The organism is Flavobacterium sp. (genome assembly GCF_031423415.1).
Classification (GTDB): Bacteria; Bacteroidota; Bacteroidia; order Flavobacteriales; family Flavobacteriaceae; genus Flavobacterium.
In genome coordinates, this window is record NZ_JANPFL010000152.1 from 1 (window position 1) to 21,788 (window position 21,788).

At 34.3% G+C, this 21,788-nt stretch carries 18 protein-coding genes; 4 read left to right on the top strand and 14 right to left on the bottom strand.

All coding sequences use genetic code 11. The annotated features are described in order from the left end of the window. The 3 genes from RMO83_RS13410 to RMO83_RS13420 all read right to left on the bottom strand — a co-directional run. Nucleotides 1-375, bottom strand: a 375-nt coding sequence (locus tag RMO83_RS13410; protein WP_310560209.1) for a hypothetical protein, incomplete at its 3' end; no start/stop codon positions are given. 408 nt (nucleotides 376-783) lie between these two features. Next, nucleotides 784-2,292, bottom strand: coding sequence for a family 16 glycosylhydrolase (locus RMO83_RS13415; protein WP_310560210.1), 1,509 nt, complete (start codon nucleotides 2,290-2,292; stop codon nucleotides 784-786). 315 nt (nucleotides 2,293-2,607) lie between these two features. Beyond that, the gene (locus RMO83_RS13420) at nucleotides 2,608-3,888 is read right to left on the bottom strand and encodes a family 16 glycosylhydrolase (RefSeq protein WP_310560211.1); all 1,281 of its coding nucleotides are present in this window, start codon (nucleotides 3,886-3,888) and stop codon (nucleotides 2,608-2,610) included. A gap of 840 nt (nucleotides 3,889-4,728) precedes the next feature. Between RMO83_RS13420 and RMO83_RS13425 the strand changes: the two genes are divergently transcribed. The 4 genes from RMO83_RS13425 to RMO83_RS13440 all read left to right on the top strand — a co-directional run bounded on the left by RMO83_RS13425 (nucleotide 4,729) and on the right by RMO83_RS13440 (nucleotide 10,629). Further along, on the top strand, nucleotides 4,729-7,410 hold the full coding sequence (locus RMO83_RS13425) for a T9SS type A sorting domain-containing protein (RefSeq protein WP_310560212.1): 2,682 nt from the start codon (nucleotides 4,729-4,731) through the stop codon (nucleotides 7,408-7,410). Between the two features lie 380 nt (nucleotides 7,411-7,790). After that, entirely contained in the window at nucleotides 7,791-8,969 is a 1,179-nt protein-coding gene (locus tag RMO83_RS13430) for an acyl-CoA dehydrogenase family protein (protein ID WP_310560213.1), read from the top strand. Between the two features lie 91 nt (nucleotides 8,970-9,060). Continuing rightward, the gene (locus RMO83_RS13435) at nucleotides 9,061-9,843 is read left to right on the top strand and encodes a DUF3050 domain-containing protein (RefSeq protein WP_310560214.1); all 783 of its coding nucleotides are present in this window, start codon (nucleotides 9,061-9,063) and stop codon (nucleotides 9,841-9,843) included. 42 nt (nucleotides 9,844-9,885) lie between these two features. Then, a complete protein-coding gene (locus RMO83_RS13440) occupies nucleotides 9,886-10,629 on the top strand; it encodes an SGNH/GDSL hydrolase family protein (RefSeq protein ID WP_310560215.1) in 744 nt (247 codons plus the stop codon). A 23-nt stretch (nucleotides 10,630-10,652) separates the two neighbouring features. Here RMO83_RS13440 and RMO83_RS13445 read toward each other — a convergent pair whose 3' ends face one another. The 11 genes from RMO83_RS13445 to RMO83_RS13495 all read right to left on the bottom strand — a co-directional run bounded on the left by RMO83_RS13445 (nucleotide 10,653) and on the right by RMO83_RS13495 (nucleotide 21,613). Further along, entirely contained in the window at nucleotides 10,653-10,979 is a 327-nt protein-coding gene (locus tag RMO83_RS13445) for a 2Fe-2S iron-sulfur cluster-binding protein (protein WP_310560216.1), read from the bottom strand. Nucleotides 10,980-11,091: 112 nt separating this feature from the next. After that, on the bottom strand, nucleotides 11,092-11,331 hold the full coding sequence (locus RMO83_RS13450; protein WP_310560217.1) for a NifU family protein: 240 nt from the start codon (nucleotides 11,329-11,331) through the stop codon (nucleotides 11,092-11,094). A 38-nt stretch (nucleotides 11,332-11,369) separates the two neighbouring features. Then, a complete protein-coding gene (locus RMO83_RS13455) occupies nucleotides 11,370-12,497 on the bottom strand; it encodes an Mrp/NBP35 family ATP-binding protein (protein ID WP_310560218.1) in 1,128 nt (375 codons plus the stop codon). 188 nt (nucleotides 12,498-12,685) lie between these two features. Continuing rightward, nucleotides 12,686-13,018 (bottom strand): MGMT family protein, encoded by a 333-nt coding sequence (locus RMO83_RS13460; RefSeq protein WP_310560219.1) that lies wholly within the window; start codon nucleotides 13,016-13,018, stop codon nucleotides 12,686-12,688. A gap of 5 nt (nucleotides 13,019-13,023) precedes the next feature. Further along, entirely contained in the window at nucleotides 13,024-13,656 is a 633-nt protein-coding gene (locus tag RMO83_RS13465; protein ID WP_310560220.1) for a LysE family transporter, read from the bottom strand. A 26-nt stretch (nucleotides 13,657-13,682) separates the two neighbouring features. After that, nucleotides 13,683-14,360, bottom strand: a complete 678-nt coding sequence (gene trmB, locus RMO83_RS13470) for a tRNA (guanosine(46)-N7)-methyltransferase TrmB (RefSeq protein ID WP_310560221.1) — start codon at nucleotides 14,358-14,360, stop codon at nucleotides 13,683-13,685. A gap of 756 nt (nucleotides 14,361-15,116) precedes the next feature. Then, nucleotides 15,117-15,590, bottom strand: a complete 474-nt coding sequence (locus tag RMO83_RS13475; RefSeq protein WP_310560222.1) for a hypothetical protein — start codon at nucleotides 15,588-15,590, stop codon at nucleotides 15,117-15,119. A gap of 143 nt (nucleotides 15,591-15,733) precedes the next feature. Continuing rightward, complete coding sequence (locus RMO83_RS13480; RefSeq protein ID WP_310560223.1) at nucleotides 15,734-17,386, bottom strand: T9SS type A sorting domain-containing protein; 1,653 nt, start codon at nucleotides 17,384-17,386, stop codon at nucleotides 15,734-15,736. Between the two features lie 21 nt (nucleotides 17,387-17,407). Next, the gene (locus tag RMO83_RS13485; RefSeq protein ID WP_310560224.1) at nucleotides 17,408-17,968 is read right to left on the bottom strand and encodes an outer membrane beta-barrel protein; all 561 of its coding nucleotides are present in this window, start codon (nucleotides 17,966-17,968) and stop codon (nucleotides 17,408-17,410) included. A 33-nt stretch (nucleotides 17,969-18,001) separates the two neighbouring features. After that, on the bottom strand, nucleotides 18,002-18,574 hold the full coding sequence (locus tag RMO83_RS13490) for an outer membrane beta-barrel protein (protein WP_310560225.1): 573 nt from the start codon (nucleotides 18,572-18,574) through the stop codon (nucleotides 18,002-18,004). A 921-nt stretch (nucleotides 18,575-19,495) separates the two neighbouring features. Next, nucleotides 19,496-21,613: a prolyl oligopeptidase family serine peptidase gene (locus RMO83_RS13495; RefSeq protein ID WP_310560226.1), complete on the bottom strand. Its 2,118-nt coding sequence runs from the start codon at nucleotides 21,611-21,613 to the stop codon at nucleotides 19,496-19,498. Between the last annotated feature and the right edge of the window lie 175 nt (nucleotides 21,614-21,788).

The following is a 21,788-nucleotide window of genomic DNA, read 5'->3' on the forward strand; positions in this document are numbered from 1 at the left end:
GCTCGATTTCAATGGTGCAGTAGAAGTTAATTCTATATAACCGCCTTCATTAATAGCTACATTTCCACCAGCTCCTGCCAAAGATTGAGCAGTAAGACTTGCCATACCTATCGAAAGGCTTCCTGTGCCTAAATTAATGTCGCCATTGGCAATAACCGTAATCGCTGCATTATTGAGTTGCAAAGACAAATTAATGGCTATTCCAGAATCGATTGTGCCGCTGGAAGGAACACTATTGGTCGCTGAGTTTTTCCAATTTGCCTCGTCAAAAAAATCATTGTTGGCAGCACTACCTGTCCAAACTATATCTTGTGCATTAGCAAAACATCCTACTAACAAAAATAACATTGTTCCTAAATGTACTGTTCTCTTCATAACAATTTGTTGTTTATTTTTTAAAACCGTATTTTTTTTTGATTATACCATTTATGAAAGTAAATCAAAATGAATTAATTTACAAATTTAAATATCTAAATAAAAACTAACGGGGGTAAATGTGTCAATTACTAGGTGTATTAAGTCGCAACAGCATAATTCAAATTAACTATCCGATAAAGCGGCTAAATTTTAAACACAAATCTTTACTAAAAAACTAGTGGCAAATTAGCTGTTTTTTCCGAGTTTTTCAAACATAAAAAATGGATTAGCACCAATTATTTGCCTAATTCGTGGCTGAAATAATTAACGAATAAGATAATAAGATAAACTGGATAGTGAAACAACTCAAAACCGTTAGGTAAAAACAGCTATTGTTTAAATCGAATACTAAAATTGGTTCGAATATTATTCCTTAATGATTTTTATTGATTTTAAATCTTCAACCTGAACAAAATAAACTCCAGAACTTAATTTATTAACATCCACTTTTAAACCATTGCCCGAAAGCAAAAGTTTACCTGAAACATCATACAACTTGTATTTTGGATTGCTAGTTGGGTAGTCAATGTTCAAAACATTTTTTACAGGATTAGGATAAACTTTCGAAACTTCTTGCTTGTCAGCAGCATTCACTGACAAATTAGCATTGTATTGAAAAACTCGCACATAATCAACTATATATTGAGTTGGAAATGTTAAATTGGCAACACTTCCTCCCGCTGTTCCTCCCAAAGCAAGGTTCAATAACAAATATTGTTCTCTTCTAAATGGATTTATACCTTTGCAATTATAACTACCATTGATTGTCGTATTTAAGTCAACTTCATTAATTAAAGTACCATCAACATAGATGCTCATTCTGTTGTAATCCCAATCTAATGTCCAAGTATGAAATTTAGATAGCCACGTTGCATCTTTTTTAACAAAATCTGATACAGGCACTTTAGCAGAATCCCATTTTGGACTATATCGTGTACCCGTACCCCAGGCAAAATTACCTAAAATACCGCCGCCATAATTTTCCATAATATCTATTTCACCATTAGAAGGCCATTCACAACTTTCTCCTAAAGTCCAAATAGCCGGCCAGGTCCCAGTAAGATTTGTAACTTTGGCACGAATTTCGAACCTTCCATAAAGCCAAGATATCTTTTTCGAAGTGTTGATACTTGACGAAGTATAATCTATCCAATACGTGTAGGTTTGAAAATTAGGTGAGCCGGCAATAAAATTCGGATTGACGCGAGTTTTTGCTGGCACTTTTCTGGCTTCAATAATTAAATTTCCATCTTTTTGAAAAGCATTTTCTGGCTGATACCATTGCACTTCATTATTTCTTTTAAACCCAATTTCGTGAGTCCAGTTAAATTCATCTACGGGACCATCTCCGTTAAATTCATCTGACCACACTAATTCATACGGATTTTCATCAGTTTTTACCAACGAAAAATTATCTGCTGTCATTTGGTTGGTTCCACCTGCTGGATTGAAGCAATAGATAACGGCCGATGTACTTACAAAACCGGTTGTGAATTTTAGAGATGCTTGGGAATAGGATGTTGAAGTCTTTTGTGCTACTAATTCATTTCCACCATATAGTTTTACACCAAGTTGAACCGGAGCAGTAGTACTCGATTTTAACCAACAAGTCAATTGATAAGTTGTAAAAGGAAGTAAGTTTGTAACAGTTTGAGTAGCTCCACTATTATCCGCAGCACTTACAGCAGCATTGCCAGATTGAGCATCGGACATTACTATTGCTGCGCCAGTAGTAAATTTCCAAACCGATGAAGTATTTTCGAAACTTGGATTGACAGCAAGATTTGTTTGTGAATACAAATTACAAGTTGCAAGTGTTATTATCGTAGTTGCAAATAAATATTTAATTTGACTTTTAAAGTTGATTTTGTTCATTTTTATAAGTATTATTCGTTGGAAAAAGATTACTTGTAATAAATACGAAGGTTTCCATATTCTGGTTTTTAACCGAAAAATTTCACATTCAAAAAACCAAAGATAAATAAGGTATAAAAAAAATAAAGGGTGATATCGGTTAATATAAAGGTTTAATAAGCCTATTTTGCCAAAAATATATCCAATTGACTTTAATGCAAGTGTATTTAAACAAAATGCTTTAACAATTATGTGAAACTTAACCTTTAAAACTTAAAATAGTAACCGGGTTCAGATTTATTTAAACAGGTTGGTGTAGATGGATATTATGTACAATTATTGGGCGTCCAATTGATATACTCGCACATAATCGATTATGTATTGTGTGGGAAAGGCGAGGTTTGTAACGCTTCCGCCTTGACCGCCCAACGCAAGATTAAGTAATAAATACTGTTTCTTTCGGAAAGGATTATCCCCTAAACAATTAGCAGTCCCGTTGATGGTTTTGCTCAAATCAATTTCATTAATTAATTTATCATCTAAATAAATACTCATTTTATTCACATCCCAATCTAATGTCCAAATATGAAATTTAGAGATCCAGTCAGGGTCTTTCTTAACAAAATTACTAATTGTATTTAACTTAACTGAATCCCATTTAGGGTTTGATCTGGCATTGGTTCCCCAAGCAAAATTGGCTAATATGTTGCCCCCATAATTTTCCATAATATCTACTTCGCCATTGGAAGGCCATTCACAATTGTTACCTAAAGTCCAAATAGCAGGCCAAGTGCCAGTTTGGTTAGTAATTTTTGCACGAATCTCAAACCTCCCGTACAACCAAGATTGTTTCCCATCTGTTTTTATACTCGAAGAGCTGTAATTAATATATTTACGCGATTTTCTCCAGTCAGTAGATCCTGCAGCATAATTAGGATTGGGTCTTGCATTAAATGGATTTTCTTTTCGACCTTCTATAATCAAATTACCATCTTGTTGGATTGCATTTTCAGTCTGATACCACTGTATTTCCTCATTCCTAGCAAAACCATTTTCAAAACTCCAATTTGCAGTATCTACAACTCCATTCCCATTAAATTCATCCGACCAAACTAACTTATAGGGGTTTTCATTACTGTAAGCTACAGATAATTCATCAACATTCATTAAGTTGCTTCCGCCTCTAGGATTAAACCCATATATTACCGCTGTCGTGCTTGCTGATCCTGTTGTAAATTTAATCGATAATAGAGTATAAGTGGTTGAAGAGGTTTGTAAGGTCAGTTCATTACCACCATACCATTTAACGCCCAGTTGCACAGGAGCATTTTTATTCGATTTTAGCCATCCCGAAAGCACATAAGTAGTATTTGGTGATAAGCCCGTGATGTTTTGGTTGACACCACCATTATCTACAGCACGAACGGCAAAGCTACCCGATTGTGCATCAGACGAAACCCTTGTGGCTCCTTGACTAATGTCCCAAACTGCTGCTCCGTGTTCAAAACCTGAATCGGCAACGAGGTTGGTTTGTGGATACATATATACTGAAAAAAGTAGTAGCGGTAAAAAAATTACAAAATTCTTGACTAAATTTTTAAAGGTGTTGTTCGTCATTTTAATGTATTACGATAGTTTAAGAAGTATTTAAGTTTTATAACAAATAATTAAAAAATGGTCTTTAGTAAATAAACTTGCTAGTTAAAATTGTTTTTGAATTCTTTATTTACATTTTGATTCAGTTGTCTTAACTCACGTATCAAACTCGAAACAAATTAAACTCCGCCTGAAATTTCTGCATAATTGTTTTCCTAAAATAAATATATTTCACTATTTAATTAACTTTACTATACGTGTCATCTAAATAAAAAACCAGGTTTTGTAACTAAACAAATGTATTAAAATCAAAAAAAGCCTAAGGGGTTATATCTGTCAATTACGGGGTGCTATGAGTCTATATAAAAACCCAATTGATGAATCAAACACAACTTTTAATAAAATAACAATTAACCGCTGGGTGTAATTAACCCTACTATAGCTGATAAAATAGAATGAAGGTGGTGTTTTTAGATAAAGCCTTTGATAAATATTTTCCTGAACGAACGCTTTATCTGTAACGATATTGTTTCTAAATCACTGTGATTTCTGACTCAAATCAAACTTAAATAGTCTATAATAACTGTTTTGATTGATTTACCCCCTCTAATTGGTTGATTTGACATTTTTGAATTTCTATAATTTAGCTACTTTTGGTAAAAGCTAAAAAGATACTATTATTAATTATCACTGCTCAAAAACAAAATTGCAATTAAATAGCATTTCGAAATAATAAAATAAACCAAAAAAGAAACTGTACTATTATAAAGATATTCCTTCCTGTTGGAGAAAACCATATCAAAAACATTGAGAAAATTCCTCAATATTATTTTAACTAAACTATTTTAACAATTAAACATTATGAAAAAAAACTATTTTGCTGAAAATTTAAACAAGAGTTTTCTAACTCTTAGCGTAATTTTTTGTGCACTTTTTGCAAATCCAAGTTTTGCACAAAAAAACATTGGGTGGACAGGTGCTACCAACAACAATTGGTCTACTCCAACAAACTGGAATTATCCAGCGATTACATCGGTTGGAACCTTCGGTAATAACAAGCCAACAATAACTTTAACAGAGGCAAACACTGATATAGCTGTGGGCGATAAAGTGTCAGGCTACGGTATTCCTGCCGGAGCTACTGTTACAGAAATCGATGCAACACAAACAATAATTACAATAAGCGCCAATACCTGGTCCGGCGTTGGAACACCCGGAACTAATGTTTGCTTTACATTTGCCACTCCTAAAATGGCGACAGGTGCACCAACCATTGTTGATATTGCGTTAATTGGAAATGGCGGCAATCCTACGCTTGCGCCAGGTTCTTATTATCTGGGCGGACTAACTATTAGCAACGAAAAAGGAGCAATAACAGGATCTACTTTGACTATCGGACCTGATGTGGAAGTTTTCATTGAAACCCTAACAAACGAGGGAATTTTGTTAAAAGGTGGAAATATTGTAAATAACGGTTTATTAGATGTTAAAAGTTCTCTACTTGGAGGAACTACTAGTAGTGCTAGTGCCTACGGGATGTCATTTGCAATACCATCTGTTGTTCCTACTGTGCCTACAGAATATACTTATTCAGGAAACGGAACTTTAAAAATCGATACATCAGCAGGTAACTTTACTAGTGGTGGTATTTTCTTTGTCACATCTAGTGAAGCGAATGCTGCTAATGCCACCTACAAAGTACTTTTTGACGGTACTCTTTCCTTATTGCTTTCTACTGCAAAAGCAGCAAACGGAAATGCAAATACTCCCTTTATTAAAACCGGAGGAGTTGGTTTGCCAGGTTGCAAATTAATACTTGGAGGTGCAGGTTTTGATTTGGGGGACTCCTTTACAGGAAGTCTCAATGGCTTGATAGGAATATCAGGAGGCGGAGTTGATGTTACTGTAGCTCAAGGAACAACAATCAATGTGTACGGTAGTGCTAATAGTCCAATGGGTACGATCGGAATGTATGTTTATGGATCTTCTACAGCTACTTTATCTAGCTCTTTCACAAATAAAGGAACTATTAATATACTGGGAACAATGTTAAGAAACCCGATTGGAGCAAGTGCTCAAAATTATGGTGTTGTTAATTTAATAAATGATGGAACCTTTAACATCGATGTAAAAAGTATTGCATCATCAACTGCTATATCCATTAATAATAATCAAGGTGCTACACAGCCAGCCGAAGTTAATATAATTAACAATGGTACGTTTTCAATAAAGATCTTATTGAATGGTCGTACGTGGGGTTCTCCAATAGTGATGACAACTTTCTCTGGAGCTCCTAACTTACATGTTGATAATAGAGGAACATTTAATTTTATTGGTTCAAATTACCTTTTTGGAGCAAAAGTTTTTAATCCTAGTCTTAATCCACCTCCTGTTACTGATCCTCCTACAGCAGCGCAGACAGGTGCCTCAAGAATAACTAACTCTGGAACCATCAATACAAATCAAGAGTTTAGAGCATTTTATACCGTAAATACAAGTACGGGCAAAATAAATTTTGCTAGTACTGCAGATAGCCCGCTCAAAATAGCCACTTTCACCGTTGCAGCTACTGTAGCTGCTGCTGCTGGAACTACTTATACGGATTCCAACTCAAATGTATACACTGTAGTAGTAGATAAAATTGGTGGAACAGGAACATCACTTATCACTAACGTTACATCAAACGCCGTAAATCCTCCTACAATAGCAGCATCAGTTGGACCACCAGTAGTAGCTGCATCAGCGCTTACTAAAACTGGATTAGGTTCAGGAGATTCCTCAATAATATACACATTTCTTGTAACTAATAATTTCAATGCTTCGTTTGCCCCATTATTGAATAGTGGTGTTTTAAATACTAATGCTGGAACCACCCTATTGACTGGTATTACTGGATTTACTTCTCCAGATGCAACAAGCGTACTATCACCTGGTGGAAATACAAAAAACGGCATTGTAAGTTTTGCTGAAGTAACAGGCGATTCTTTAACACTTCGTGGTACATTAAAAATAGGGGCTAACGGTAGTACAACTCCAGGTATTGATTTTGATCAACTGAAAATGACTGGTGGACTTGACATCATAGACATTTCAGCAGCAACGCTTGACTTAACTGGAATTTACATACCAACAACTATAACCACATTAGACATTATAACAACTAATACTACTCTTGATTTTGAAGGCGCTGTAGTTGGAGAATTTGCCTCTGAAGTAGGAGTACCAAAAGGGTGGAAAGTTATGTATGCACCTGGTTTAGGAAGTAAAGTACAATTATACTTTGACCCAGCATTATCTGCACCTCAGTTTGCTGATGCTAAATTTAGCTATTACCCAAATCCAACTAGAAGTCAATTGAACATAACTGCTGCAAAAAACATTAGCAAGGTAGAGCTTTTCAATCTTTTGGGACAAAAAGTACAAAGCAACACAGTAAATGCTAGTCAAAAACAACTTGACATTTCTAGTTTACAAAATGGCGTTTACCTTATGGAAGTAACCATTGATAAAGCCAAACAGTCATTTAAAGTTGTAAAACAATAATCTTTTAAAATAGAATAATTTAAAATCCCGCAAATTCGAATTTGAATTTGCGGGATTTTTTTGAAATAGAAAACGGTTGATAAAGAAAAATATGAATAGAACTACACCATTAATATAATAGCTATTAGCGATATATAAGAGTCCAATAATCCCGAAGCTTCGGGAGTACTCAATATATTGTTTTTAGGCATTATCTCCCGAATTCGTCGGGATAAAGTTTTAAAATGGATTAGACCATTTTAAAATTACAATTGGTATTAATTCTCCAATCTCTTTGATTTCTCTGTGTGTAAACAACTGTGAAAAATTTAATAATATAACTATTTGCCTTTGTTTTGTTATATTTCTTTGTGTAAATTTGTGACATAAACTTTCGAACTATGAAACCAGACTTATTTCAAGCTCCAGATTATTACAACCTTGACGAATTATTGACGGACGAACATAAATTAGTACGTGATTCAGCACGAGAATGGGTAAAACGTGAAGTTTCTCCCATAATCGAAGATTTTGCGCAACGTGCAGAATTTCCAAAACAAATTATCAAAGGTTTGGCTGATATTGGTGCTTTTGGCCCCTATATCCCAGAGGAGTATGGCGGTGCTGGTTTAGATCATATTTCGTATGGTTTGATTATGCAGGAGATTGAAAGAGGCGATTCAGGAGTTCGTTCCACGGCTTCAGTTCAATCGTCGTTGGTGATGTATCCCATATGGAAATATGGAAACGAAGAACAACGAATGAAATATTTACCCAAACTGGCTTCGGGAGAATTTATGGGTTGCTTTGGTTTGACCGAACCAAATTATGGTTCTGATCCCGGAAGTATGATTACTAATTTCAAAGATATGGGTGACCATTATTTATTGAATGGTGCCAAAATGTGGATTTCAAATGCGCCGTTTGCTGATATTGCGGTAGTTTGGGCAAAAAATGAAGAAGGAAGAATTCACGGTTTGATTATAGAACGCGGAATGCCAGGATTTACAACTCCAGAAACACATAATAAATGGTCGCTTCGTGCATCGGCAACGGGAGAATTGATTTTTGATAATGTGAAGGTGCCGAAAGAAAATATATTACCAAACAAATCAGGACTTGGAGCACCACTTGGTTGTTTAGATTCTGCACGTTATGGTATTGCTTGGGGAGCAATTGGAGCTGCAATGGATTGTTACGACACCGCTTTGCGTTATGCGAAAGAAAGAATCCAATTTGATAAACCTATTGCTGGAACACAATTGCAACAGAAAAAATTAGCCGAAATGATTACCGAAATCACGAAAGCACAATTGCTGACTTGGCGATTGGGAGTTTTGAGAAATGAAGGAAAAGCAACCACAGCACAAATTTCGATGGCGAAAAGAAATAACGTAGATATGGCAATTCATATTGCTCGTGAAGCCAGACAAATGCTTGGCGGAATGGGAATCACTGGCGAATATTCGATTATGCGACACATGATGAATTTAGAGTCTGTAATTACTTATGAAGGAACACACGATATTCATCTATTAATTACAGGAATGGATATTACTGGGATTTCAGCTTTTAAATAGCCGTAAACAACTATTAAACTATTCATAAAATAGATAGGAAAAGCTTCGTGGAAACAGGAAGCTTTTTTACTTTTACAATAAAAAATTATCTATGAATATTGCAACAATAAACCATAAAATCGAACCCCAAAAGGAACTTTTATTACAACATTCTTTATATCAAAAAGTTAAAACAATAGAGGATTTAAACTGCTTTTTAGAAAATCATGTTTATGCTGTTTGGGATTTCATGTCTCTATTAAAGGCTTTACAAGCCAAGTTAACTTGTACAACAACGCCTTGGTTTCCAACCAAAAATTTAGAAACTAGGTATTTAATTAATGAAATTGTACTGGCAGAAGAATCAGATTTGACAATTGATGGCCGACGTCAAAGTCATTTTGAAATGTATCTTGAAGCTATGAAATCTTGTGGCGCAACTACTAACCGTATTGAACATTTTTTATCCGAGGTACATTCGATTTGCAATATATTTGTAGCTATTAAAAAAAGTGATCTTCATCCTAATATTAAAGCCTTTTTGGACTTTACTTTTAGAGTTATTGAGGAAGGCAAATCACACGAAATCGCGGCGGCATTTACCTTTGGAAGAGAAGATTTAATCCCAAGTATGTTTACAGTTATATTGAAAAATTTTCAAGTTAATTTTCCAAATACTGATTTAAGTAAACTAATTTACTATTTTGAAAGACATATTGAGTTAGATGCCGATGAACACGGTCCAATGGCAATGAAAATGATAACTGAACTTTGTGGTACGGATCAACAAAAATGGACGGAAGTTGAAGAAATATCAGTTTTAGCATTAGAAAAACGAATTGGATTATGGGATGCCATTGAAGAACAAATTGTCATGAAGATGGAATTTGCATAGTTCCTAATAAAATAGATACTTAAATTTAATACTTATTTGGAAATGAAGAAGATATTTTTCGTAGTATTTGGTTTTTTATTCATTTTTGGGTTTTACAGTTGTACTGATAGTGATACATTAACAGCAAGGACTCCTACAAATACAACGCCGCCAATTGTTACGGTAAATTTGCCAAAACAATTCAATTATTTGGCTCTTGGCGACAGTTATACGATTGGTCAAAGTGTTTGTGAAACTTGTAGATTTCCAGAACAATTACGAAAAAAACTGGCAGATTTAGATCCAAAGAATACCTACAATTCAAAAATTATTGCAACTACTGGATGGACAACTACCAATTTAATTTCGGCAATCAACGTCACAAATCCAACTTCAAATTATGACCTGGTAACGTTACTAATTGGTGTTAACAACCAATATCAAAGTAAACCGTTTTCTATATACGAAAATGAATTTCCTGAGTTAGTAAACAAAGCTATTGCCCTAGCAAGAGGAGACAAATCAAATGTAATTGTAGTTTCTATTCCTGATTATGCATTCACCCCTTTTGGTAAGCAATCTTCAAATCCTGCAAAAATATCAGCTGAAATCGACAATTATAATGCTTTTGCGCAAAAATATTGTTTAGAACAAAACATAGAATTTGTATCCATTACAGATATTACAAGGCAAGGTTTTGAGAATCCTTTACTAGTAGCCAATGATGGACTTCACCCATCGGAACTGGCTTATTCACTTTTTGTGGAACGAATTTTACCAAAAGCTTCTACAGCTATTCATAATTGAAGCTAAGAAATGGAATAAATTTTCTAGAACAACGGCGCTATTTCTATTTCTAGTCCTTCCAATCCAACAGTAACAAGAATCTGACAACTCAAACGGCTATTAGTTTTACTATTGGGCAATCTCGAAAGAGTAGCTAATTCTGCTTCTCCTTTTTCGGGCAAATTAACATCATTTAGAGCAAAGCATTGACAGGTGTGGCACAATGCAATTCCGCCACATAACCCTATAGTTCCAGCTGCTTCCAGTATGTAGACACGAATAACTTGCATTAAATTTAATGCCATATCTGTGGGAGCTTTTACTTTGTGGAGTTGCCCTTTTCGATCTTTTATTTTAATTGTAATATCCATTACCGAGTTGGGCAAATTAAAATTAATTCGGAAAGCAGAACTTTAGCGTGCATTATAAAACATAGAACAACCGAGCTTTATATGTAGTATAAAGCTGGTCGCACTACATTATTTATCCTACATTGACCACAGTCTCTATTTGTGGCGCATATCTCTTAATAGTAGTTTCAATTCCGGCTCGCATCGTCATGTGACTTACACTGCAATTGGTGCAAGCGCCTTGCAGCCGTACAGTCACATTTTTACCATCTTCGATAGCAACTAGTTCAATGTCTCCTCCATCCGAATTTAAAAAAGGCCGAACTTCTTCGAGCGCCTTCAAAACATTTGTTGTTAATTCTTCTGTAGTCATTTTTGATAGATTAACTTCCCGTCGAAACGAGTTTTGGATTATTTTTTAACTGCTGAACAACCCGCCATGGTAGTAATCTTAACAGCTTCGGTAGCTGGCAAGTTTTCATTTCTACTGACTACTTCTTGCACAACATTTCTTGTGATTTCGTCAAAAACAGTCTCAATTATCGAACCCGTTTGCATAGCTGCAGGACGTCCATAATCTCCTGCTTCGCGAATAGATTGTACAATTGGGACTTCGCCCAAAAATGGAACTTTTAATTCATCAGCAAGGTTTTTTGCGCCTTCTTTGCCGAAAATGTAATACTTATTATTAGGCAATTCTTCTGGTGTAAAATAAGCCATATTTTCAATAATTCCAAGAACAGGAACATTGATTGCATCTGACATAAACATAGAAACTCCTTTTTTAGCATCGGCAAGAGCCACAGCTTGAGGTGTACTTACCACCACCACACCAGTGATCGGCAAAGCTTGAACAATCGAAAGATGAATGTCTCCGGTTCCTGGTGGTAAATCAAGAAGTAAAAAATCTAAATCACCCCAATCAGCGTCAAAAATCATCTGATTCAATGCTTTTGAAGCCATTGGCCCACGCCAAATAACAGCCTGACTTGGAGAGGTAAAAAATCCGATAGAAAGAAGTTGCACACCATAATTTTCTATTGGTTTCATTTTTGATTTTCCATCAACTTGTACTGAAAGCGGTTTTGCATTTGCAACATCAAACATTATGGGCATAGATGGCCCATATATATCTGCATCCAAAATCCCTACTGAAAAACCCATTTTTGCAAGCGAAACTGCCAAATTTGCTGTAACAGTAGACTTTCCAACTCCTCCTTTTCCGGAAGCAACTGCAATTATATTTTTGATTCCAGGTATAGATTTATCAGGAGCGATACTTTTTTCTGGAGTTTCAACTTTGACATTAATTTTGATCTGGGCATTTTGTGAAACTTTCTCTAAAATAGTTTTTTTGATATCGTCTTCGGCACGTTTTCTAATGTGTAATGCTGGAACACGCAAAATCAAATCAATAATAATTTCGTCTCCAAAGGTTACTATATTAGCAATGGCACCACTTTCTACCATATTTTTTCCTTCGCCAGCAATAGTAATCGTTTCTAATGCTTTAAGAATTTCTTTTCTATCTAATTTCATTTGTTGCTATTTATTGTTTTCAACTGATGTTACTTCTATTGAAATCTTATGTTTATTTAAACTAATTCTATTGTAAATTAGCGAATACAAATATACCAAGAAAAGTTCTTATTCAAGCCGTTTTAATGGGGATTTATTGCTAATAAAAACGTCAGATTTTAGTAATGTCTATTAAGAATTAATACAATCTACACACTCATTTCCGGTTCCCAAAAATGCATTTCGAAATCAATAATTTGATTATTGACTACAACCATTCCTTCGCTTTCAAGCAGTTGTTGCATTAAATTAGTACCATCAAAATGGTGTTTACCCGTAAGTAATCCTTTTCTATTCACCACACGATGCGCTGGAACATCTTCAAGATTATGTGCTGCATTCATTGCCCAACCTACCATTCTGGCTGACCGAGCCGTTCCTAGTGCTTTGGCAATGGCGCCATAGGAAGTCACTTTGCCAAAAGGAATTTGTTTTGCAATAGCATAGACTTTTTCGAAAAAATTGTCGTTTGACTTGACCATCTCTATTAACAATAATAATTTATGATATTGATTAAAGTAATTATTGAAATCAACCCTGTAATACTTCCAATAATAGTATTCATATTTTTCATTATAAAATCTCTTTTATTTTCTATACTATTAAAGAAGGAAATATAAAAATAAAAGACAAGAAAGGATCCTAGCAAAACGCCTGTTATGAATATCAAAATAGACTCAGCATCAAACGAGAAAAACTTATATGACGCCAATGAAATACTGATAAAAACATAATAAGGAATAGGAAAAAAATTGAGTGCTGAGAGTAATATTCCAAGAAAAAATCGCCCGGTTTTACTGTTTTTCTTCAGTTTTTTCGGCTTGCCTTTTGGTGTTTTAGCAATCCATAAAAAATAAATTGTCAAAGCCGTAAAAATACAAAATCCAATCTCGCGTAATAAAATGACTAAATCTGGGCGCCGATTGATAATCTTTGCAAATAAAACGGCAAAAAAGACTTGGACACCAATAACAAGTATCGCACCAAATACAAACCATAAAGCGTTTCGCTTTCCTTCTTTATGATTTACTTTTGCGGCAGTCATATTGATTAATCCTGGCGGAATAACACCTATAAAAGCACTAATAAAACCGAAAAATAATGGCGTTATATAATTCATCTATATTATTTCTGCATTGTAAATTGCTACTGCTTAATTTTAAATCGAATGTACGTAATGGCTTTGTTAATTTCTAAATATTGTTTTTCATAAAACGTCTGAAAAGCAGTAACTTCCTCTGGACTTCCTTCGTTTACATATACATTATGATTGGCATACAAAACCTCGTGACCTTCGCCGTGAAGTAGTCCAAGCGTGTAACCGTGCATAAATTCGCTATCGGTTTTTAGGTTTACAATACCGTCTTTTTTGAGGATTTTTTTATACAATTGCAAAAACTCTGAATTGGTCATTCGGTGCTTGGTGCGTTTGTATTTTATTTGTGGATCGGGAAAAGTAATCCAAATTTCATCCACTTCATTTTCGGCAAAAATATGATTGATTAATTCGATTTGCGTACGAATGAAAGCCACATTGTGCAATCCTGTTTCTACAGCAGTCTTTGCACCTCGCCAAAAACGTGCTCCTTTGATGTCAATTCCAACGAAGTTTTTATCAGGATATTTTTCGGCCAGCCCAACAGAATATTCTCCTTTGCCACAGCCCAATTCAATAACAATTGGATTATCATTTTTGAAAAAATCGGCGTTCCATTTGCCTCTTAACGGAAACAAATCGCCTACAACTTCTTCTCTAGTAGGTTGAAAAACATTGTTGAATGTTTCGTTTTCCTTGAATCTTTTTAACTTGTTTTTACTTCCCACTTTTTATAAAATGTTTTACCTCTTGCAATTTTACTTATTCGTTGGCAAAATTAGGGAATTTATCAAATGAAATTGCGTGGATTTTTAAATACTATCTGAATAACTAAGATTTTGCGGACTTAAGTTTATTAAGTGGGGAATCTTTCAGGAATTAATGCTAGTAAATGTGAGGTTGCTTATTTCTATAAATCCTAACTAAAAACCTTAAAAATCATAGCTTTTGTAATTTTTTTAAGATGATACTTTGTTAATTGTATTACCAAAAAAAAAGGAACAGATAATAGTGATTTCAATTGCTATAAATTGTTTCTTGTGCACAAATTAACGAAAATACGTTTAATCAGTGATCAATTTTTCAATGATTTGTCTGCTTGCTTACGAGTTGATAAATTGTAATGAATAAATCTAATTTAGGAATCAATTTTAATCCATCCTGTCTTTTTTTTGACGGCGAAGCCTTAATTATAAAGGAAATTGACCAAATTTAAGAGAAAATAGTCTGAATTTCGAGGGTTTTCTCTGAATTCAGAGGAATTCCTCTGTTTTGAGATAAAAACCTATCTCATTCACAATATTTTCTCTGAATTCAGATAATTTTTACCTCAATCAGAGAAAATGATGTGAATTAAACTAGAAACCCTCTGATTTAGATAAAAATTTTACGAATTTATTAATTCGGGCTCTTATGGATTAAAACGCAAAAGGCTATCAAACTGTAGTAGTCCGATAGCCAATTGTTGTGATTTAATATTTAAACTAGCTAATTTTTTTTCTTTTTGTTCCAGGAAAACGTTGCTTCAAATCTTCGTAAATTGTTTTTGCACTAGCCACTCCATTTTTTGCATTTAATTGTACCGATCCATAATACATCAAGGCTGGAATCAAAGCCTCGTTGCCGCACAACATGATAGAATCTTGCAAATCAGTACTAATTTGGCTCACGCTTTTTAATATTGGCGATAGCGTTTTTACTGCATCAACATCTACATTAAAGTCAACAAGATTGATACTTTGTTGCAATACAAACTCAGGATTAGATACTGTATAATCTCGAACTTTATCTACAAAAGCAACGGTTTTGTCGCCCATTTTTGCTATAGACTTGATTTCTTCTGTTGTCAGAGCAACAATGTATGGTGCTAAAGCTTCTTTGAGCTGAACAACTAAGGGATTGATTGCAGCTAGCTCTGTTTCTGGGATGACTACATTAATTTGATTTTTTTGGGACATAATTTTTTGTTTTTAATTGGTAACTATTTATTTGTTTAAGGTTTTAAAATAGAATTATTAATTATAGTAAATTTATAAAGCAAAACCAATTATTTTAAAAAAAAACTTAAATTTTGCTTATGGTTTTTACTTTACTAGAAGTTCTATTGTACCAAGAGTATTGTTCTTAATTGTTCTCCTGCATTGGTTGTAACATTCAAAACGTATGTTCCTTGTTTTAAATTTAAGTTATTCAAAGACATTACATCCGATTTAAACGTAGCTGAATGCTTTAGATCGCCATTAAAATCATAGATTTTAACTTGGTTATCAATAGTTTTAGAAAATAATTTTGTATTATACTTTCCTAGATCATTTTGCTGTATAGTGTTTACGGTAACTTCAAGTGTACTCAAATTTGTAAGTGGATTTGGAAAAACAGTGATAGTCGATGCGCTTGTTAATGACGACGATCTTGCTAATGGATTTGAAACATTTACAAATAGAAAAGCTGTATCCCTAAGGTTGCACGCAGTTGAAGTTGTTGCCGTAACTTCTACTACAATTGTGCCAAGATTAGAACCTGTTTCCAATGCTATAGAAGAAGTACCCTGACCCGATACAATATAAGCACCACCTGCAGGCAGCTCTAAACCGTTTGGTCCATCATTTAGACCACCATAAATAAACCAGTAATAGTTAATATTAGGATCAGAAAGAGCAGCACCACTGTATGTATAATTTAAGGTTTCATTAAAATTTACTGCGGGCGCACCACTGACAAGACCTGTAGAAATAATATTAGTTCCTACATTAATTGATTTTGTCCGAGTTATCGATCTGCCGCAACTATCTCCTGCCGTTAACGAAAGAGTAATTTGACCTGAAGCATTTGGCAACTTGGTTAGGGTAGCGCATGATGTACCGTTGCCAGTCAAGCTTACAAGGTTTGCACCTGATGTAACTGCCCAAGCAAAAGTAGTTGCACCAGCGACAGATGCGCAATATTGTGCTGATGTACAAATTACGTCTGAGCCCGTTATAGATCCGACGGTTGTAAATGCTTGTCTAGTTACAGTACAAGTTTTTGTTGGCTGTGCTATACCGTTAAGGATTGGAGTAACAGAAATTGGTGAAGGCAAGATAGACCCTGAAGTTGGCACAAACGTGCGAGAAGTTGCGGTGGAACCTACCTGAGTCCAGCCGGGAGCGCTCCATTGATAAGTAGGAATTACACCCGCAGGTATATTAGTACCCGTGACTGTAAATGTTCTTGCGGCTGTGTCGCCACAAGCAAGACTTAAACTTGATGGTGACAGTGTGAAACTAGGCGGGGGTGTTTTAGTTATTTGAAAAGTACAAGCTGAAGTGTATTCTGTGCCTGAAGGCGACACAAATGTCACCAGTAAAGTGCTGCCTGTCGAGTTAAAATCAGCTGCATTTATGAAAAAACTAATAGTCGGATTGTAGGATATAGAAGTTGTCGAAGATCCTTGTCCTATCCAATTCACTGATGGAATTGTTTTAATGTACTTTTGTATTCTCACAGCGTTGGGGGATATTTTACTGTAGACATACAATTTACTTTCGCTATTATTAATTACAGACCTAACGGTACTAATATTGACTATCATTTCTATCAAGGTGCTAGTACTAGACTTTAAATCTATAACTCCACAGCCGCTAACAAAAGACTTCGGCTGACCATTATTAGTGTATTCTACGTTTGAAGGAGTCACTGATACTTGCTGAGCAGAAAGACTCAAAGAAAATAACAATACTGCTAAATATTTTATAAAATGTATTTTGTTTATCATTTTGTTTGTTTTTAAAATTTTTTATTCTTTTTCTAAATGTATTTGTAATCCGATTCCAGTTGTGAAGTTATCATACTGATTATTATTAAAAATTTTTATAGACGAATTATATTCAATTGTAAATTCAACAGCAACACTACTGTTTAAAAAAAAGGCCGTCCCTCCTTTAAGTTTGTATTCAGACGATTTATTATAACCTCCTGATTGCCTCTTACCGCTATAAAAACCATAACTTGCTTGAAGGAAAGGGTTAATAATCTTATCCGATTTTCTGAAATAGTATCTAACAAAAGGCGCCAAACCAAAACCCAAGCTATTATTATCAGGTCCAGAGGGGTTTCCAAAAGAAAAACCGACAACGCTCCCTATTGAAAAATTGTCAACAACAAAATAACCTACATTTGGCGATAAATCAAGGTAAGAACTAGTATAAGTTGTTTCAGTAGTATTGTCTTGATATGTGTTTTTGTAGTTTGTAAAGCTACCACTTCCTCCTACCATCCAATTTCCTGTGGTAATTTGAGCATTTGAAGCTATTGCGCATAAAATTGTTGCAGTAAGAACCAGTTTAATTTTTTTCATAATGTTTTAATTTTTGATTTTAATTTTTAATTTTTAATTTTTTTCTAAAAATATTTGAAAACCTATTTTAAATTGAATATTATTTTCTGTAGTATCAGTTAGAACTCTGGTTTTCGTAGATGAATAATTGAGACCCAATTCCATTGCAACGGAACTATTAAAGAAAATTGTAGGACCTAGACTAAACGAATAACCATCTTTACGATCTTTATATTCACCATTTGAATAAGCATTGTTTGTAGAAAAATATTCCCCATCTATGTAAATATTAACAAGTTTTTCTGGTTTCAAAAAATAATACCTTGAATACGCACCATATTTTACCCAGTACCTATCAGCATCCATACTGACTCCATTCTTAAATTTATAATCTTCGTATCCAAATCGTACACCTGCTTGTAGTTTATCAATTATAAAATAACCAATATTTGCACTTATAGACAGTTCGGACGTTTTTGCCCCGTCATTTTTGAAGCTATTATTATACAATTCTTTGTTAGAAAAACTACCATTTCCCCCAACCATCCAATTCCCTTTTGTAATTTGAGAACTGACAGAAATAGTAAATAAAATGGTTGCAATAAAGAATAAAGGCAGAGTTTTCATAGTGTTTGGAGTATTAAGTTTTTAATTTTTCATATTTTTGTCGAGTTAAATTAAACTTTAGTGAGATACAGTTCTATTTTAACGTTGAGAGTCGTTGCATCCCGCAACGGCTTTCTCTTTTTTTTGGTTACTAATTCATAGGATTATATTTAAAGATGTGGTGTCCAGAAAACTTTAATAATTTTACAAAAAAAAAAAATGATTAATGCTAATTTATTGTGATAAAATTATATTTTTTTTAACAATCTTTTTACGTTCCTTTTTTTTAGAGGAATTTTACGATAGGATATTGTATAAAACGCAATCGTTGCTATTTTAAAAAAGAGTGTGTGCCTATAACATCGATAGAAATTATAAAGAAAACAATCCTCTATTTTGTACTATAAATGCGACTACTTGATGATAATTTTTATTGTAGCCACCGCTACCGCACTAATCCTTTCGTGTAGTAGTTTTTTTGTAAAATCTAATTTTGTAGTTATAAAACAGGGGGTGATCGATTTTATTGGTTTTTTAGGAGCTTATGTTCCCCCACGAAAGGATTTGTGCGGTCAATGGCATTAAGTTAAGGAAAAATAGACTCAGTTTTGTCATTTCGACGCAAGAGAAATCGCATAAAATAAGCAACTAAAGTGAGATTCTTCCTTCGTCAGAATGACAAATAAAGGGTAACTTAATGACATTGTTTGTGCGGTAGCTGGGGTTAGCAAAATTAGGGAATTTATTAAATGAAATTGCCTACATTTTTAAATACTCTTTGCAAAATTCAAAGTTTGACGACAGAAGTGTATACAGTTGGGAATCTTTCAGGAATTAATAGTACGAGAAGTACATTACTTGCTTTTTAAAATAATTACTAAAAAACCCTGCGAATCCTAAAATTCGCAAGGTTTGTATCAGTTAAATTATTCTGAAAATTTTCTACTTTGGCAATGCTGAAAAACCCATACTAAATAAAGTAAAAGCCTGAATATCCGCGCTTTCCTGAATAATTGCCGCTACTGATTTTCCTGCACCGTGACCTGCATTGACATCAATACGAATAAGCACTGGATTGTTTCCAGTTTGTTTTTCTTGCAATTCGGCAGCAAATTTAAAACTATGCGCTGGAACCACTCGGTCATCGTGATCACCTGTTGTGACCATTGTAGCAGGATAATGCGTTCCCTTTTTTACATTATTTACAGGAGAATATCCTTTGATGTATTCAAACATTTCTTTGCTATCTTGAGAAGTACCATAATCAAAAGCCCAACCTGCACCAGAAGTAAAAGTATGGTAACGCAACATATCCATTACTCCAACCTCTGGCAAGGCTACTTTCATCAAATCGGGACGTTGCGTCATTGTCGCTCCTACCAAAAGTCCTCCATTGGAGCCACCACGAATGGCAAGAAAATCGGAAGATGTATATTTTTTTGCAATTAAGTATTCGGCAGCGGCAATAAAATCATCAAAAACATTTTGCTTTTGCATTTTGATTCCTGCATCGTGCCATTTTTTACCATATTCACCACCGCCTCTTAAATTGGCTACAGCAAAAACTCCTCCGTTTTCCATCCAAATGGCATTTGAAATACTAAACCATGGCGTTAAACTAATGTTGAATCCACCATATCCATAAAGAATTGTTGGGTTTTTTCCGTTTAATTTTAATCCTTTTTTATGAGTAATAACCATTGGAATCTTTGTCCCATCTTTCGAAGCATAAAAAACTTGCGTTGAAACATAATCCTCGCCTTTAAAGTCAACTTTTGGTTTTTGATATACCTCAGATTTTCCTACTTTAGGTTCAAATGCAAAAATAGAACCTGGAGTAGTATAATTGGTAAAAGAATAATACACCGTTTTTTCTTCTTTTTTACCGCTAAATCCTCCTGCGGTTCCAACGCCAGGTAATTGAATTTCACGAACTAATTTTCCTGAATAATCGTACTGTTTGATTACTGAAATAGCGTCTTTCATATAATTAGCAAAAAAATAACCTCCACCAGTTGTTGTCGAAAGTACATTTTCACTTTCGGGTATAAAATCTTTCCAGTTTTCTGGTTTCGGGTTGTTTACATCAACAGTAACAATACGTTTGTTGGGTGCATTTAAGTCCGTGTCGATGAATAATTTTTCGCCCTCATTTTCGATTATATTGTTATCGCTATCAAAATTATCTACAATAGTAATAATTGGCGCATTTGGTTTTGTCAAATCTTGAATATACAACTCGTTTCCATAAGTAGAATTGGCAGCTGTAATTACTAAAAACCGATTGTCTTCAGTAACACTTCCGCCAACATATCTCCTTTTTTGGTTCAAACCAAAAACAACAACATCTTCTTTTTGAGGCGTTCCTAATTTATGGAAATACAGTTTGTGTTGATCCGTCTTTGCCGACAACTCACTTCCTTTGGGTTTGTCATAACTGGAATAATAAAACCCTTCATTTCCTCTCCAAGAAATGCCACTAAATTTCACATCAACTAATGTATCTTCAAGAATTTTGCGGGATTCGGCATCCATTAAGATTACTTTTCTCCAGTCGCTTCCTCCTTCTGAAATAGAATAAGCGACTTTTGATCCATCTTTAGAAAAATCAACTCCACCGAGGGAAGTGGTGCCTTTTTTAGAAAAGGTATTAGGGTCTAAAAATACGGTTTCAATGCCTTTAGCATCTTTTCGATACATCACCGATTGGTTTTGCAAGCCATTGTTTTTGTAGTAATAAGTGTAATTTCCTTCTTTAGTTGGTGCACCAATTTTTTCGTAATTCCACAGCTTTTCCATTCTTGCTTTTAAAGCATCTCTAAAAGGAATTTTTGATAAATAATCATAAGTTACCTCGTTTTGAGCTTTTACCCAAGAAGCGGTTTCGGCCGATTTATCATCTTCAAGCCAGCGATAAGGATCGGCCACTTTGGTATCGAAATAAACATCAACTACTGCTCCTTTTTTGGTTGTTAGATATTTTATTGGACTTCCTTTTTGGCTTTGACCAAATGAAACTATTGATGCAGATAGAACCATTATTAAAATTATTTTTTTCATTAAAGATGTATTAAGTTCCAACAAAAATAAGTAAATATTTCCCATATAATAGGGTTGAAAACTTAAAATTTAGTAACTAAAAAACCCTTTTGAATTTCTAGATTCAAAAGGGTTTTTTGTAATTTTAGTTATACCGACGGGAATATCGTACCGAGCCGAACACCTCTTTTCTATT

Excerpts from the sequence above, each read along its gene's own strand:
- RMO83_RS13415 (WP_310560210.1), bottom strand. The coding sequence starts at position 2,292 with ATGAACAAAATCAACTTTAAAAGTCAAATTAAATATTTATTTGCAACT.
- RMO83_RS13420 (WP_310560211.1), bottom strand. The coding sequence starts at position 3,888 with ATGACGAACAACACCTTTAAAAATTTAGTCAAGAATTTTGTAATTTTT.
- RMO83_RS13425 (WP_310560212.1), top strand. The coding sequence starts at position 4,729 with ATGAAAAAAAACTATTTTGCTGAAAATTTAAACAAGAGTTTTCTAACT.
- RMO83_RS13430 (WP_310560213.1), top strand. The coding sequence starts at position 7,791 with ATGAAACCAGACTTATTTCAAGCTCCAGATTATTACAACCTTGACGAA.
- RMO83_RS13435 (WP_310560214.1), top strand. The coding sequence starts at position 9,061 with ATGAATATTGCAACAATAAACCATAAAATCGAACCCCAAAAGGAACTT.
- RMO83_RS13440 (WP_310560215.1), top strand. The coding sequence starts at position 9,886 with ATGAAGAAGATATTTTTCGTAGTATTTGGTTTTTTATTCATTTTTGGG.
- RMO83_RS13445 (WP_310560216.1), bottom strand. The coding sequence starts at position 10,979 with ATGGATATTACAATTAAAATAAAAGATCGAAAAGGGCAACTCCACAAA.
- RMO83_RS13450 (WP_310560217.1), bottom strand. The coding sequence starts at position 11,331 with ATGACTACAGAAGAATTAACAACAAATGTTTTGAAGGCGCTCGAAGAA.
- RMO83_RS13455 (WP_310560218.1), bottom strand. The coding sequence starts at position 12,497 with ATGAAATTAGATAGAAAAGAAATTCTTAAAGCATTAGAAACGATTACT.
- RMO83_RS13460 (WP_310560219.1), bottom strand. The coding sequence starts at position 13,018 with ATGGTCAAGTCAAACGACAATTTTTTCGAAAAAGTCTATGCTATTGCA.
- RMO83_RS13465 (WP_310560220.1), bottom strand. The coding sequence starts at position 13,656 with ATGAATTATATAACGCCATTATTTTTCGGTTTTATTAGTGCTTTTATA.
- RMO83_RS13475 (WP_310560222.1), bottom strand. The coding sequence starts at position 15,590 with ATGTCCCAAAAAAATCAAATTAATGTAGTCATCCCAGAAACAGAGCTA.
- RMO83_RS13480 (WP_310560223.1), bottom strand. The coding sequence starts at position 17,386 with ATGATAAACAAAATACATTTTATAAAATATTTAGCAGTATTGTTATTT.
- RMO83_RS13485 (WP_310560224.1), bottom strand. The coding sequence starts at position 17,968 with ATGAAAAAAATTAAACTGGTTCTTACTGCAACAATTTTATGCGCAATA.
- RMO83_RS13490 (WP_310560225.1), bottom strand. The coding sequence starts at position 18,574 with ATGAAAACTCTGCCTTTATTCTTTATTGCAACCATTTTATTTACTATT.
- RMO83_RS13495 (WP_310560226.1), bottom strand. The coding sequence starts at position 21,613 with ATGAAAAAAATAATTTTAATAATGGTTCTATCTGCATCAATAGTTTCA.